At 73.7% G+C, this 13,238-nt stretch carries 10 protein-coding genes and 2 tRNA genes; 7 read left to right on the top strand and 5 right to left on the bottom strand.

Going from position 1 to position 13,238, the window contains the following annotated elements; all coding sequences use genetic code 11:
- Positions 1-92: 92 nt before the first annotated feature.
- Positions 93-710, bottom strand: coding sequence for a LysE/ArgO family amino acid transporter (locus tag V6N00_RS05535; protein ID WP_334231072.1), 618 nt, complete (start codon positions 708-710; stop codon positions 93-95).
- A 69-nt stretch (positions 711-779) separates the two neighbouring features.
- Here V6N00_RS05535 and V6N00_RS05530 point away from each other — a divergent pair, with 69 nt between their 5' ends.
- The 7 genes from V6N00_RS05530 (at position 780) to V6N00_RS05500 (ending at position 8,074) form a co-directional block, all read left to right on the top strand.
- Positions 780-1,745 carry a LysR family transcriptional regulator ArgP gene (locus V6N00_RS05530; protein ID WP_334231071.1) on the top strand — a complete coding sequence of 322 codons (966 nt, stop codon included), beginning with the start codon at positions 780-782 and terminating at the stop codon, positions 1,743-1,745.
- A 12-nt stretch (positions 1,746-1,757) separates the two neighbouring features.
- Positions 1,758-3,401, top strand: a complete 1,644-nt coding sequence (gltX, locus tag V6N00_RS05525; protein WP_334231070.1) for a glutamate--tRNA ligase — start codon at positions 1,758-1,760, stop codon at positions 3,399-3,401.
- The gene (locus tag V6N00_RS05520; protein WP_334231069.1) at positions 3,398-4,201 is read left to right on the top strand and encodes an HAD family hydrolase; all 804 of its coding nucleotides are present in this window, start codon (positions 3,398-3,400) and stop codon (positions 4,199-4,201) included. Before gltX ends, V6N00_RS05520 begins: the two co-directional genes overlap by 4 nt.
- 108 nt (positions 4,202-4,309) lie before the next feature.
- Positions 4,310-4,381, top strand: a tRNA-Gln gene (locus V6N00_RS05515).
- Positions 4,382-4,424: 43 nt separating this feature from the next.
- A tRNA-Glu gene (locus V6N00_RS05510) sits at positions 4,425-4,497 on the top strand.
- 182 nt (positions 4,498-4,679) lie between these two features.
- Positions 4,680-6,476: a GTPase gene (locus tag V6N00_RS05505; RefSeq protein WP_334231200.1), complete on the top strand. Its 1,797-nt coding sequence runs from the start codon at positions 4,680-4,682 to the stop codon at positions 6,474-6,476.
- On the top strand, positions 6,473-8,074 hold the full coding sequence (locus V6N00_RS05500; RefSeq protein ID WP_334231068.1) for a GTPase: 1,602 nt from the start codon (positions 6,473-6,475) through the stop codon (positions 8,072-8,074). Before V6N00_RS05505 ends, V6N00_RS05500 begins: the two co-directional genes overlap by 4 nt.
- 36 nt (positions 8,075-8,110) lie before the next feature.
- On the opposite strand, the gene V6N00_RS05495 is transcribed toward V6N00_RS05500, so the two are convergent.
- Genes V6N00_RS05495 through V6N00_RS05480 form a run of 4 tightly spaced genes read right to left on the bottom strand, consistent with a single transcriptional unit; the run spans position 8,111 to position 13,186 of the window.
- Entirely contained in the window at positions 8,111-9,532 is a 1,422-nt protein-coding gene (locus V6N00_RS05495) for a rhamnulokinase (RefSeq protein ID WP_334231067.1), read from the bottom strand.
- Between the two features lie 16 nt (positions 9,533-9,548).
- Positions 9,549-11,585, bottom strand: coding sequence for a bifunctional aldolase/short-chain dehydrogenase (locus V6N00_RS05490; protein WP_334231066.1), 2,037 nt, complete (start codon positions 11,583-11,585; stop codon positions 9,549-9,551).
- Positions 11,586-11,636: 51 nt separating this feature from the next.
- A complete protein-coding gene (rhaI, locus tag V6N00_RS05485) occupies positions 11,637-12,803 on the bottom strand; it encodes an L-rhamnose isomerase (protein WP_334231065.1) in 1,167 nt (388 codons plus the stop codon).
- Complete coding sequence (locus tag V6N00_RS05480; RefSeq protein ID WP_334231064.1) at positions 12,800-13,186, bottom strand: L-rhamnose mutarotase; 387 nt, start codon at positions 13,184-13,186, stop codon at positions 12,800-12,802. The genes rhaI and V6N00_RS05480 overlap by 4 nt, the downstream gene beginning before the upstream one ends.
- Positions 13,187-13,238: the final 52 nt, after the last annotated feature.

Genomic DNA, 13,238 nt, shown 5'->3' with positions numbered 1-13,238 from the left:
CGGGACGGGGCTCGGCCGCTGTTCGCGACGGGGCGCCGGCACGTCACGGAACGGGGGACAGGGTGCCGGTCCGGCGCCGGTCCCGCCGGGCGTCAGGCGCCGAGCAGGAGTTTCACGCCGAGGGCGGCCATGACGACGGCGATCGCGCCGTCCAGGATGCGCCACGTCGCCGGGCGGCGGAACCAGCCGGCCAGCAGGCCCGCGCCCCAGCCCAGCGCCACGAACCACAGGGCACTCGCCACCATGGCGCCGGCCCCGAACCACCACCGGCCGGGATCGCCGTGCACCGCCGCCAGCGACCCGACGAGCAGCACCGTGTCCAGGTAGACGTGCGGGTTGAGCCAGGTCAGCGCCGCGCCGGTGAGCAGGACCCGCCGCCGCGAGAGCGACGAGCCGCCGGGATCGGCGGTCAACCGACCCGGGTGCAGCGCGCGGCGTGCGGCCAGCACCGCATAGACGAGCAGGAACGCCGCCCCCACGATCCGGACCACCGTGAGCACCGCCGGGACCGCGGTGACGAGCGCGCCGAGGCCGGCGACCCCCGCGAGGATGAGGACGACGTCGGAGGCCAGGCACAGGGCCACGAGCCCGGCCACGTGCTCCCGGCGGATGCCCTGGCGCAGCACGAAGGTGTTCTGGGCGCCGATCGCGACGATGAGTCCGAGGCCGGTGCCGAGACCGGCGAGAGCGGTGGCGAGAGCGAGGGGCACGTCGTCACGCTAACCAGCGTCATTGATGAAAACCAGTTAAGGATTTATGGGCAACATTAGAGTTGCTTCATGAATGTGTCCACGGACCAGCTGGCTGCCCTCGTCGCCGTCGTGGACGAGGGGAGTTTCGACGGCGCGGCCGCGGTGCTCCACCTGACGCCCTCAGCGGTGAGCCAGCGGATCCGGGCGCTCGAGGAATCCCTCGGCCAGGTGCTGGTGCGCCGCAGCCGACCGGTGCAGCCGACCGAGCCCGGCCGCGCGGTGCTGCGAACCGCCCGGCAGGTCCTGCACCTGCAGCACGACATCACCGCGAGCCTCGGCGGCGACCAGGAGGCCACGGCCGACGGCGGCGGGGGAGTGCACCGACCGACCGCGGCCGTGTCCGTCGCCGTCAACAGCGACTCCCTGGCGACCTGGTTCATGCCGGCGCTGGAGGCGCTGCGGGCATGGGGCGACGTCGCCGTCGACCTGCACCGCGACGATGAACTGCGCTCGGCGGACCTGCTCCGCGACGGCCGGGTGATGGCCGCGGTGGCCGCGACGCCCGTGCGCGTGCAGGGCTGCTCGGTGACCCCGCTCGGGGCGCTGCGCTACCACCCGGTGGCCAACCCGCACGTCGCGGCCCGGTGGTTCGACGGCGGCGTCACCCCCGCGAGCCTGCGCCGCGCGCCCGTCGTCGACTTCGACCGGGAGGACAGCCTGCAGCGACGGTTCGTCGGACTGCTCGACGGCGGAGCCGACCCGGACGAGCACGGGATCGCCGACGCCGCACCACGCAGCTACGTCCCGAGCTCGCGCGAATACGCCGACGCCATCCGGCTCGGCCTCGGCTGGGGCCTGGTCCCGACGGACCAGCTCGACGACCGGCTCGTCGCCCTCGACGTCGGACCGGGCCACCTCGACGTGCCCCTGTACTGGTTGCGGTGGACGCTCGACTCGCCCGTCCTCGCCGCGCTCACCGACGCGGTGCAGGCGGCTGCCCGGGCCCGGCTGCGGCCGCTGGCCCCGCCGAGGGGCCGAGACCGCCGCCGATAGAATGGGCCCACCATGTCCAACGATGCCTCCGTGCCCCCTGCCGCCACCTCCGCTGCCCCCGACGCCACCGACGCCACCGAGGCGAGCGCGGTCCACGCGCCCGCCGACGTCGCGGCCGGCGCCTCGACCGCCCCGAACGCTTCCTCGGCCGGCCTGCCCGCCGTCACCGACGACACCCCGGTCCGCGTCCGGTTCTGCCCCTCACCGACCGGAACCCCGCACGTCGGGCTCATCCGCACCGCCCTCTTCAACTGGGCCTACGCCCGGCACACCGGGGGCAAGCTGGTCTTCCGGATCGAGGACACCGACGCCGCCCGGGACAGCGAGGAGAGCTACCACCAGCTGCTCGAGGCGCTGCGCTGGCTCGGCCTGGACTGGGACGAGGGCGTCGAGGTCGGCGGCCCGCACGGCCCGTACCGCCAGTCGCAGCGCGGCGACATCTACACCGCGGTCCTGGCGCAGCTGACCGAGGCCGGTCACCTGTACGAGTCGTTCTCGACGCCCGAGGAGATCGAGGCGCGCCACCGCGAGGCCGGCCGCGACATCAAGCTGGGCTACGACAACCACGACCGGGACCTGACCGACGAGCAGCGCGCCGCGTTCCGCGCCGAGGGCCGCGAGCCCGTGCTGCGCCTGCGGATGCCGGCCGACGACATCACCTTCACCGACCTGGTCCGCGGCGAGATCACCTTCCGCGCCGGCTCGGTGCCGGACTTCGTCGTCGCGCGCGCCAACGGCAAGCCGCTCTACACGCTGGTCAACCCCGTCGACGACGCGCTCATGGGCATCACCCACGTGCTGCGCGGCGAGGACCTGCTCTCCTCCACGCCCCGCCAGATCGCCCTCTACCGGGCGCTGATCGACATCGGGGTCGCCTCGTACATGCCGCTGTTCGGCCACCTGCCGTACGTCATGGGGGAGAAGAACAAGAAGCTCTCCAAGCGCGACCCCGAGTCCAACCTGTTCCTGCACCGGGACCGCGGCTTCATCCCCGAGGGGCTGCTGAACTACCTGGCGCTGCTGGGTTGGTCGCTCTCGGCGGACGAGGACGTGTTCGGCGTCGACCAGTTCGTCACCGCGTTCGACATCCACGACGTGCTGCCCAACCCGGCCCGGTTCGACGTGAAGAAGGCCGAGGCGATCAACGGGTCGCACGTGCGCCTGCTCGAGGTCGACGACTTCCGCGACCGGCTCGTCCCGTACCTGCAGGCCGCCGGCGTCGTCGGGGAGACCCTCACCGACCGCGAGCAGCAGATCCTCGCCGCCGCCGCGCCCCTGATCCAGGAGCGGATCACGCTGCTCGGGGAGGCGCCCGCGATGATCGGCTTCCTCTTCGCCGCCGACGCGGACATCACGGTCGACGACGACGCGCGCAAGGGCATGCCTGCGAACCTGATCGAGGCGCTGGACGCGGCGATCGCCGCGCTCGAGCCGCTGGAGACGTTCGACGCCGAGGCGATCCAGGCGGCGCTGCGCACCGCGCTCGTCGACGAGCTCGGCCTGAAGCCGCGCCAGGCCTTCGGGCCCGTGCGCACGGCCGTGTCCGGGCACCGGATCTCCCCGCCGCTGTTCGAGTCGCTCGAGATCCTCGGGAAGGACTCCGCCCTGACCCGGCTGCGGGCCTTCCGCGCGGGCGCCGCCGGCGACGCATCGTGACGGGCGCGCGCACGGATCACGCCTCCGAGGGACGTGTGGCCGGCTCCTTCGACGGCGCGTTCGCCGTCGATGGTGTGCTGCTGGACATCGACGACACCCTCGTGGACCTGCACCGGGCGATGGACGCGACCCTGCGCGCCGTCGCCCGCCAGACGGGCCTCGCCGTGCCCACCGAGCTGGAGGACGAGTACAGCCTCGACTTCTCCCGCGACCCGGACGGGTTCTACGACCGGTACCTGGCCGGCGAACTCGACTTCGCCACGCAGCGCCAGTACCGGGTGCGTGCCGCCCACGAGCGGCTCGGCCTCGAGCCCATCGCGGACCTGGACGGGTGGGACGCGATGTACACGGCCATCCTGCCGACCCACTTCACCGCGTTCGACGACGTCGTGCCGCTGCTCGACGCCCTCGAGGCCGCCGGCATCCCCTACGGCGCGTTGAGCAACAACGTCGCCGACTACCAGCGGGCGAAGCTGGACCGGGCGGGACTGGAGCGGATCGGCATCCTCATCGGCACCGACACGCTCGGGGTCGCCAAGCCGGATCCGGCGATCTTCCGCGAAGGAGCGCGCCAGGTGGGCAGCGAGCCCGGGCGCACGCTCTACGTCGGGGACAACCCGGCCGTGGACGCCGTCGGGGCCACCGACGCGGGTCTCGTGGGGGTCTGGCTCGACCGGGCACTCGCGGGCGGACGGGGTTCCGTGGGGCAGGGGACCGGCCTCGACGAGGGCGGCGCCGGGGCATTCACGGGTCCCGTCGTGAGTTCCCTGACCGACGTGATGCACCTCATCGCGGCCTGAGCCGATCTCGTTTTGCTGGATCGGGCAGGGCTACGGTAGTATTTCATGTCGTTGCCCGAACGAAACGGGAGGGCCCGAAAGGGACCGAACGCGACGATTCGGCGGCAATGGGATGTGGTGTAATTGGCAACACTACGGTTTCTGGTACCGTCATTCTAGGTTCGAGTCCTGGCATCCCAGCGCAGGGATGATGAGTGTTCTCCACCATCTCTCGGCACGATACGGCCCCATCGTATAGCGGCCTAGTACGCCGCCCTCTCACGGCGGTAACGCGGGTTCGAATCCCGCTGGGGTCACGGCCTGAGGCCGGTTCCGAGTCACTCGGAACCGGCCTCTGTCGTTTCCGGAGTCCGACTCCGTGCGTGTTTTCCGGCAGGATGAGCCTGTGAGCTCTCCGACTCCGCCGCGGCCCGACCGGCCTCCCGCCAGCGCGAACGACGACGCCGTCCCGCCAGCGGCCGACGACGCGGCCGTCCCGCTGCCGGTCGACGGCGCCGACCCGGTCGACCTGCTCCGGTCCACACGCGACGCCATCGCGGCCCTCACCCTGCCGCTCGAGCTGCCGGACGTGCCCCGCACGCGCGCGGCCGCGAGCGACGCCGTCGCCCAGCTCGACGACTACATCATCCCGAGGTTCGCCTCCCTGCACGCGCCGCTGCTCGCCGTCGTGGGCGGCTCGACCGGGGCGGGCAAGTCCACCCTCGTCAACGCGATCGCGGGGCACCGGGTGACGCGGGCAGGAGCGATCCGCCCCACCACCCGGCAGCCGATCCTGCTGCACCACCCCGCCGATGAGCACTGGTTCACCGGCCAGCGAGTGCTCGGCTCCCTCGCGCGGGTGCGCGGCGGGCAGGGGGACGCGAGCGGATCCCTCGTGCTCGTCGGCGATCCCGCGATCCCTGCCGGCGTCGCCCTGCTCGACGCCCCGGACATCGACTCCATCTCCGACGAGAACCGGCGGCTGGCCGGTCAGCTGCTCTCCGCCGCCGACCTCTGGCTGTTCGTGACGACGGCCAACCGGTACGCCGACGCGGTGCCGTGGGACCTGCTGCTCGACGCCGCCGGGCGGGACATCACCGTCGCCGTCGTCCTCGACCGGGTGCCCGCCGGCGTCGAGGACGAGGTGGCGGCGGACCTGCGCCGGCTGCTCGCCGCGCAGGGTCTCGGCGACTCGGCGCTGTTCGTGGTGCCCGAGACCCGGCTGGACGAGGCCGCGATGCTCCCGGCCGCCGTGGTCGCACCGATCCGCCGGTGGCTCACGGAGATCTCGCACGACGCGCGCAGCCGCGCGGCCATCTCGCGGCGCACCCTGAACGGCGCGGTCCGCGCCCTCGCCGGCCGGATGGACGTCCTCGCCGAGGCGCAGCAGGAGCAACGGACGGCCGCTGCCCGGCTCGCCGGCGACGTGCGCGACGCGTATGCCCGCGCCGCGGACCTCGCGATGGACAGCACCCGGGACGGCAGCCTGCTGCGCGGGGAGGTGCTGGCCCGGTGGCAGGACTTCGTCGGCACCGGGGAGCTGTTCCGCAGCATCGAGACGAACCTCAACCGGGTGCGGGACCGGGTGGGAGCCTTCCTGCGTAGTGAACCCGCCCCGGTCGTGCAGGTCGAGAACGCGATCGAGACCGGCCTGCACGCCGTCATCGTCGCGCAGGCCTCCCGCGCCGCCGAGGCCGCGTTCGACTCGTGGCGCTCCGACGCCGCCGGCCGGGCCCTGGCCGCGGAAGGTGACCTCTCGCGGCTGCCGGCCGGCTTCTCCGACGAGGTCGCGGCGCAGATCCGGCAGTGGCAGGGCGACCTGCTCGACCTGGTGCGCGAGGAGGGCGCCGGCAAGCGCCGCAAGGCCCGGGCGCTGTCCTGGGGCATCAACGGTGCCGCGGTCGCGCTCATGGTCGTCGTCTTCGCCTCGACCGCCGGACTGACGGGGCTGGAGGTCGGGATCGCCGGGGGGTCCGCCGTCGTCGGGCAGAAGGCGCTCGAGACCCTCTTCGGGCAGGACGCCGTGCTCGAGCTGACGGCGCTGGCCCGGACGAACCTGCAGCAGCGCGTGGCCGCCCTGTTCGACCGGGACGCCCGCCGCTTCCTCGACCGGCTGCCCGCGGACGGCGCGGGGGACCGGCCTTCCCCGGACACTGCGTCGCCGGACACTGCGTCGCCGGACACTGCTTTACCGGATGACGGCGGCGCCGGTGCGGCCGGTGCTGCCGGGGCGCCCGCCGGGCCGTCCATGGCCGAGCTCGCCGCGCGGCTGCGCCGGCTGGCGGACGCCGCGTGAGCCGCACCCGGCCGCCGGCCTTCGCCGAGCGCATCGCGGCGCTCGAGGAGGCCCGCAGGCTCGCCGACGGCGTCCTGCCCGACCGCGATCTCGCCGTCGTCGACGACGTCCTCGCCCGCGCCCACACGCGACGCTCCCTGTCCGCGGCCCACACCGTCGTCGGCTTCTTCGGTGCGACCGGCAGCGGGAAGTCCTCCCTGTTCAACGCCGTGGCCGGGACGACGATCGCGAGGGCGGCCGTGACCCGCCCGACGACGTCGCAGCCCCTCGCCGCGGTCTGGGGCCGGCCCGACAGCGACGCGCTGCTGGACTGGCTCGGCGTGCAGGACCGCCACGTGCTGCGGGCGGACCTCGGCGAGGGCGGCCTCATCCTGCTCGACCTGCCGGACTTCGACTCGACGCACCGCGAGCACCGCGAGGTCGTCGAGCGCATGGCCTCGATGGTCGACGTCCTCGTCTGGGTGCTCGACCCGCAGAAGTACGCCGACCTCGCCGTGCACCAGGGATTCCTGCGCCCGCTCGCCTCCCACGGGCCGGTGATGCTCGCCGTGCTCAATCAGGCCGACCGGGTCGCCGAGCGTGAACTGCCCGCCGTGCTCGGATCGCTGCGGGACCTCCTCGACCGGGACGGCCTGCCCGGCATGGACGTGCTCGCGACGTCGGCGGCGACCGGCGCCGGGGTGGAGCACCTGCGAGCGAGGATCCACGACGTCGCCGCGGCGCGCACGGCCGCCGTGACGCGGCTGGAGTCCGACGTCGTCCGTGCCGCGCGGACCCTGGCCGAGGGCAGGGAGAGCGACGCCGCCGCTCCCTCCCGGAGCGCGGAGAAGGCCCAGCGGGCACGGCTGTCGCGGGACCTGAGCGTCGCCGCGAACGTCGAGACGGTCGCCCGCGCCTCGGGGCGGTCCTGGCGCAAGCAGGCCGGCCGGCGCACCGGCTGGCCGGTCACCCGTTGGATCGGCTCGCTCGGGCCGGACCCGCTGCGCCGGCTGAACCTGCACCGGCGCGCCGTCGACCCGTCCGTCAACCGCACCTCGCTGCCCCGCGCGAACGCCGCGCAGGACGCCGTCATCGACGCCGCCGTGCGTGATTGGCTGCACGTGGCCGGCGCCGGGATGCCGACGCCCTGGCAGCGCGAACTGCGGGCCGACGTGCGGCGACGGCAGGAGAACCTGCCCGACGCTCTGGACCGGGCCATCGCCGGCACGGACCTGGGTGCGGGCCGCGCGGCATGGTGGTGGCCGCTCGTCTCGGTGGTCCAGTGGCTCGCCCTGGCGGCTGCCCTCGTGGGCGCCCTCTGGCTGCTGGGCCTCGCCGCGCTGGCGTGGTTCCAGCTCCCCATTCCGCCCACGCCGCGGGTCCAGGGATGGCCGGTGCCCACCCTGCTGATCCTCACGGGCATCCTCGTGGGCGTCCTGCTCGGTGGGCTGCTCAGCGCCGTCAACGGCGCCGCGGCCGCCGCGCGCACCCGGCGGAGCCGACGCCGGCTCCGGGCCGCCGTCGACGACGTCGCGCAGCGGCTGATCGTGGCGCCCGCCGAGCAGTTCCGCGACCGTTACGCCGCCTTCACCGCCGCGGTGGACCGCGCTGGGGCCTGAGGCCGCGACGCCGAGCCGGCCCACGTCGGACGCGGCTCAGCGCGAACCCTGCGGCTCGTACGTGCGCGGAGCGGTGGACCGGGCGACGACGGCACGCAGGGCCTCCAGGTCGCCGGTGATCAGGCCATGGGTCCGGGCCTGGACCAGCAGATTGCCGATCGCGGTCGCCTCCACCGGGCCGGCGACGACGGTCCGCCCGGTCGCGTCGGCCGTGAGCCGGCACAGCAGCGCGTTCTGCGCGCCGCCTCCCACCAGGTGCACCGTGCGCACCGTGCGACCCGTGAGCCGTTCGATGTCCTCGATGGCGCCGGCGTAGGCGCGGGCGAGGCTCTGCAGGATGCTCCGCACGAGCACGGGGGCCGAATCCGGCACGGGGTCGCCCTGCTCGGTCAGCAGCGCCTCGATTCGCGCGGGCATGTCCCCGGGGGGCAGCAGCCGCGGGTCGTCGACGTCGAACACCGGCACGGGGCCGGTCACGGCTGCCACCTGGTCCAGCAGGCTCGGCAGGTCCTGCTCCTGCCCGCTGCGCGCCCACGCCCGCATCGACTCGGAGAGCAGCCACAGCCCCATGACATTGGTGAGGAACCGCGTGCGCCCGTCGACGCCGCCCTCGTTGGTGAAGCCGGCGCGTCGGGCCTCGTCGGTGACGACCGGCGCGGCCAGCTCGGCGCCGACGAGCGACCATGTGCCGCACGAGATGTAGGCCGCGTCCTCGCCGGTCATGGGCACCCCGACGACGGCCGAGGCGGTGTCATGGGAGCCGACCGTGGTGAGCGCGATCGTGTCGGCGATCCCGAACTCCTCCCGCACGGCCGCGGTGACCGGGCCGAGCGGCGTACCGGGCTCCACGACGTCGGGCAGCAGGCCCGGCGGCAGCTCGAGCCGTGCCATCAGGTCCTCGTCCCATCCCGTCCCGTCGAGGCGCAGCAGCCCCGTCGTGGACGCGTTCGTGCGCTCGGCGACCGGGACACCGGTGGCCCACCAGCCGATCAGGTCCGGGATGAGCAGCACCCGGTCGGCCAGCGCGAGGTCGCCCGACGCCGCCGACGCCGCCAGCTGGAACACCGACGTGAACGGCAGGTGCTGCAGGCCGTTGCGCCGATACAGCTCCTCGGGCCCGACCACGGCGTGCACGGCCGCGACCGCCGCTTCGTTGCGCTCGTCGCGGTAGTGGTACGGGTTGCCGAGCAGCCGGGAGCCGCGCAGCAGCCCGTGATCGACGGCCCAGGAGTCGACCGCGGCGCCCACCAGGTCCGGCTCCTCGCGGGAGGCGACGCCGAGACCGGTCATCGCCGCGGAGTAGAGCGAGAGGACGTCCCAGTGCAGCCCGTCGGGCAGCCGCACGGGCGTGTTGGGGAACCGGGCCACCTCCCGCAGTTGCAGTTCGCCTCCGCGCACGGTGCCCGTGACGACGCGGCCGCTGGTCGCGCCGAGGTCGATGGCCGCGACGACGCTCATGGCGTCACCCGTCCGGTCACCGCAGGAAGGCGGCCGCGACACCGGCGTCGACGGGCACGTGCAGGCCGGTGGTGTGGGACAGGTCCGGGCCGGTGAGCACCGCGACGGCGTTGGCCACGTTCTCCGGCAGCACCTCCCGCTTGAGGATGGTCCGCTGGGCGTAGAACTTCCCGAGGTCCTCCTCGGGGATGCCGTACGTCTTCGCGCGGTTGGCGCCCCACCCCGAGGCGAAGATGCCCGAACCGCGGACGACGCCGTCGGGGTTGACGCCGTTCACCTTCACGCCGTGCTCGCCGAGCTCGACGGCGAGGAGGCGCACCTGGTGCGCCTGGTCGGCCTTGGTGGCGGAGTAGGCGATGTTGTTGGGCCCCGCGAAGACCGCGTTCTTGCTCGAGATGTAGACGACGTCCCCGCCCATGCCCTGGTCGATGAGCACCCGGGCCGCGGCGCGGGAGACGAGGAAGGAGCCCTTGGCCATGACGTCGTGCTGCAGGTCCCAGTCCGCCGCCGTCGTCTCCAGCAGCGGCTTCGACAGCGACAGGCCGGCGTTGTTCACCACCAGGTCGAGCCCGCCGAACGCAAGGACGGTCGCGTCGATCGCGGCCTGCACCGCGTCCTCCTCGGTCACGTTCGCGGCGACGCCGATCGCGACGTCCGTGCCGCCGAGCTCGGCCGCCGCGGCCTGCGCCTTCTGAAGGTCTAGGTCCGCGATCACGACGCATGCGCCGTCGGCGGCCAGCCGGGTCGCGACGGCCTTGCCGATGCCCGAGGCGGCGCCGGTGACCAGGGCGATCCGGGTGGCATGGCTGCGTGGCTTCGGCCGGCGCGCGAGCTTGGCCTCCTCGAGCGCCCAGTACTCGATGCGGAACTTCTCCGCCTCGTCGATGGGCGCGTAGGTGGACAGGGCCTCGGCGCCGCGCATCACCCGGATGGCGTTGAGGTAGAACTCGCCGGCCACGCGGGCGGTCTGCTTGTCCGCGCCGTAGCTGAACATGCCGACGCCGGGCACCAGGACGACCGCCGGGTCCGCGCCGCGGATGGCCGGGGCGTCGGCGGTCGCGTGCCGGTCGTAGTAGGCCCGGTAGTCCTCGCGGTACGCCTCGTGCAGGTCCCGCAGCCGCGCCACCTGCTCCTCGACCGTCGCCGTCGCGGGCAGGTCGAGGACGAGCGGCTTGACCTTGGTGCGGAGGAAGTGGTCCGGGCAGGAGGTGCCCAGGGCCGCCAGGCGCGGGTGCTCGGCGTGGGCGAGGAAGTCCAGCACGTCGTCGGTGTCGGTCAGGTGGCCGACCATGGGCCGGTCGTGGGAGGCGAGGCCGCGGATGACGGGGGCGAGGGCGACGGCGCGGGTGCGGCGCTCGGCCTCGGGCAGCGGCTCGTAGCCGGGCAGGGGAGCGCCGAACGGGTCGGGGCGGCCGTGCTCGTCGATGTACGCCTGGGCGGTGTCGATGATCCACCGCGAGTTCGTCTCGGCCTCCTCGCTCGTCGCGCCCCACGCGGTGATGCCGTGGCCGCCGAGGATCGTGCCGACCGCGTCGGGATGCCGTTCCTTGATCGCCGCGATGTCGAGTCCGAGCTGGAACCCGGGGCGGCGCCACGGCACCCACAGGACCCGGTCGCCGAAGATCCGCTGCGTGAGCGCCTCGCCGTCGGCGGCGGTCGCGACGGCGATGCCGGCGTCGGGGTGGAGGTGGTCCACGTGCGGGGCGTCCACGAGGCCGTGCATGGCGGTGTCGATCGACGGGGCGGCGCCGCCGGTGCCGAACAGCGTGTGGTCGAACGCGGCGACCATCTCGTCCTCCCGCTCGACGCCGGGGTAGACGTTGCGCAGTGCCCGGACCCGGTCCAGCCGGAGCACCGCGAGGCCGGCCTCGGTCAGGGTGCCGAGGTCGCCGCCGGAGCCCTTGACCCACAGCAGCTCGACCGGCTCTCCCGTCACCGGGTCCGTCTCGGTGCCCTTGGCGGAGGTGTTGCCGCCGGCGTAGTTGGTGGTCGTCGGGTCCGCGCCCAGCCGGTTCGAGCGGGCGATCAGGGCGGCGGCGGTCGGGTTGGTCATCGGTTCGTCAGTCCTCGTCGTCGTGGGTGGGGGGCTGGAGGTCCGCAGGCGTCAGGCGCCCCAGCCGGCCTGGGAGCCGCCGACGCGCTCGGCGTCGATGCGGTCCTGGTAGTCGCTCTCCGCATAGGCGCGCATCGGGTCGGCGGGCAGGCCGCGGGACTCGCGCCACTGCGCCAGATCCGGCCGGACGTCGGTGGAGAACGCGTCCATGTACACGGCGTTCGCGGCGAGCACGTCGCCCTCCCGCTGTGCGGCGTCCAGCGCCTCGTGATCGATCAGCAGGGCGCGGGCGGTCATCTCCTGGACATTGAGCACGCTGCGGATCTGGCCGGGGATCTTCCGTTCGATGTTGTGGCACTGGTCGAGCATGAACGCGACCCCGCTGTCCGCCCCGTAGCCGCCGCCCCGGATGACCTCGGCGATGATGCGGAAGAGCTGGAACGGGTCGGCCGCGCCGACGATCAGGTCGTCGTCGGCGTAGAACCGGGAGTTGAAGTCGAAGGAGCCGAGCTTGCCGAGCCTGAGCAGCTGCATGACGATGAACTCGATGTTGGTGCCGGGGGCGTGGTGGCCCGTGTCGAGGCACACGACGGCCCGGTCGCCGAGGGCGCTGACCTGGGCGTAGGCCGTGCCCCAGTCCGGCACGTCGGTGTGGTAGAACGCCGGCTCGAAGAACTTGTACTCGAGTACGAGCCGCTGGTCCTCGCCGACGGCGGCGTAGATCTCCGCGAGCGAGGAGGCGAGGTGGTCCTGGCGTGCCCGCAGGTCGTCCTGACCGGGGTAGTTGGTGCCGTCCGCGAGCCAGATCTTCAGGTCCCGGGAGCCGGTCTCGCGCATGATGTCGAGGCAGCGCAGGTGGTGGTCGATCGCCTGCCGGCGCACGGCCGCGTCGCGGTGGGCGAGGCTGCCGAGCTTGTACGCCTCGTCCTGGAAGGTGTTGGAGTTGATCGTGCCGAGGGCGACGCCGAGGTCCTCAGCGTGCCGGCGCAGCGCCGCGAAGTCGTCGACCTCGTCCCACGGGATGTGCAGGGCGACGGTCGGCGCGAGACCGGTGACCCGGTGCACCTGCGCGGCGTCGGCGACCTTCTCGAACGGGTCGCGCGGCACCCCGGGTTGCGGGAAGACCCGGAACCGGGTGCCGGAGTTGCCGAAGGCCCAGGAGGGCAGCTCGATCGCCTGCTCGGCGAGGGCCTCGGTGATCTGCGAGAAGGACGTCATCGGAGCTGATCTTTCGTTCGGGCTTTCGCGGGCGGCTCGCCGGTGGCGAGACGCGTGAGCTGGTCCTCGAGGTGGAACACCTCGGTGAGGTGGGGGGCGGCCTGGTCCGGCCGCGAGCCGTCGAGGGCGACGAAGAAGCCGGCGGCCTCCGCCTCCCAGGCGGCGGTGTCGGGGTTCGCCGCGAGGGCGCGGGCGGACGCGTCGTCGTCGTCCGTCTCGTAGTAGCCGATCAGCAGGCCGTCGGGCCGCAGGAAGAGGGAGTAGTTCCGGCGTCCCGCGGCCTCGATGGCGCGGAGCATGGACGGCCACACGGCGCGGTGCCGCTCGACGTACTCGTCGATACGGTCCGGGCGGACCTGCAGCTGGAAGCAGACGCGTGCCACGCGACCTCCTGGGACGGGCGGGCGGGGTGGCGCGGGCGGGCCGGAGCCCGCC

This window comes from Tersicoccus mangrovi, from assembly GCF_036881825.1.
GTDB classification, from domain to species: domain Bacteria; phylum Actinomycetota; class Actinomycetes; order Actinomycetales; family Micrococcaceae; genus Tersicoccus; species Tersicoccus mangrovi.
This window is presented reverse-complemented; position numbering and strand designations above follow the sequence as displayed.

Bases quoted from the DNA above. Each gene is read 5' to 3' on its own strand.
- V6N00_RS05530 (WP_334231071.1), top strand. From the start codon at position 780: ATGAATGTGTCCACGGACCAGCTGGCTGCCCTCGTCGCCGTCGTGGAC.
- gltX (WP_334231070.1), top strand. From the start codon at position 1,758: ATGTCCAACGATGCCTCCGTGCCCCCTGCCGCCACCTCCGCTGCCCCC.
- V6N00_RS05495 (WP_334231067.1), bottom strand. From the start codon at position 9,532: ATGAGCGTCGTCGCGGCCATCGACCTCGGCGCGACCAGCGGCCGCGTC.
- V6N00_RS05490 (WP_334231066.1), bottom strand. From the start codon at position 11,585: ATGACCAACCCGACCGCCGCCGCCCTGATCGCCCGCTCGAACCGGCTG.
- rhaI (WP_334231065.1), bottom strand. From the start codon at position 12,803: ATGACGTCCTTCTCGCAGATCACCGAGGCCCTCGCCGAGCAGGCGATC.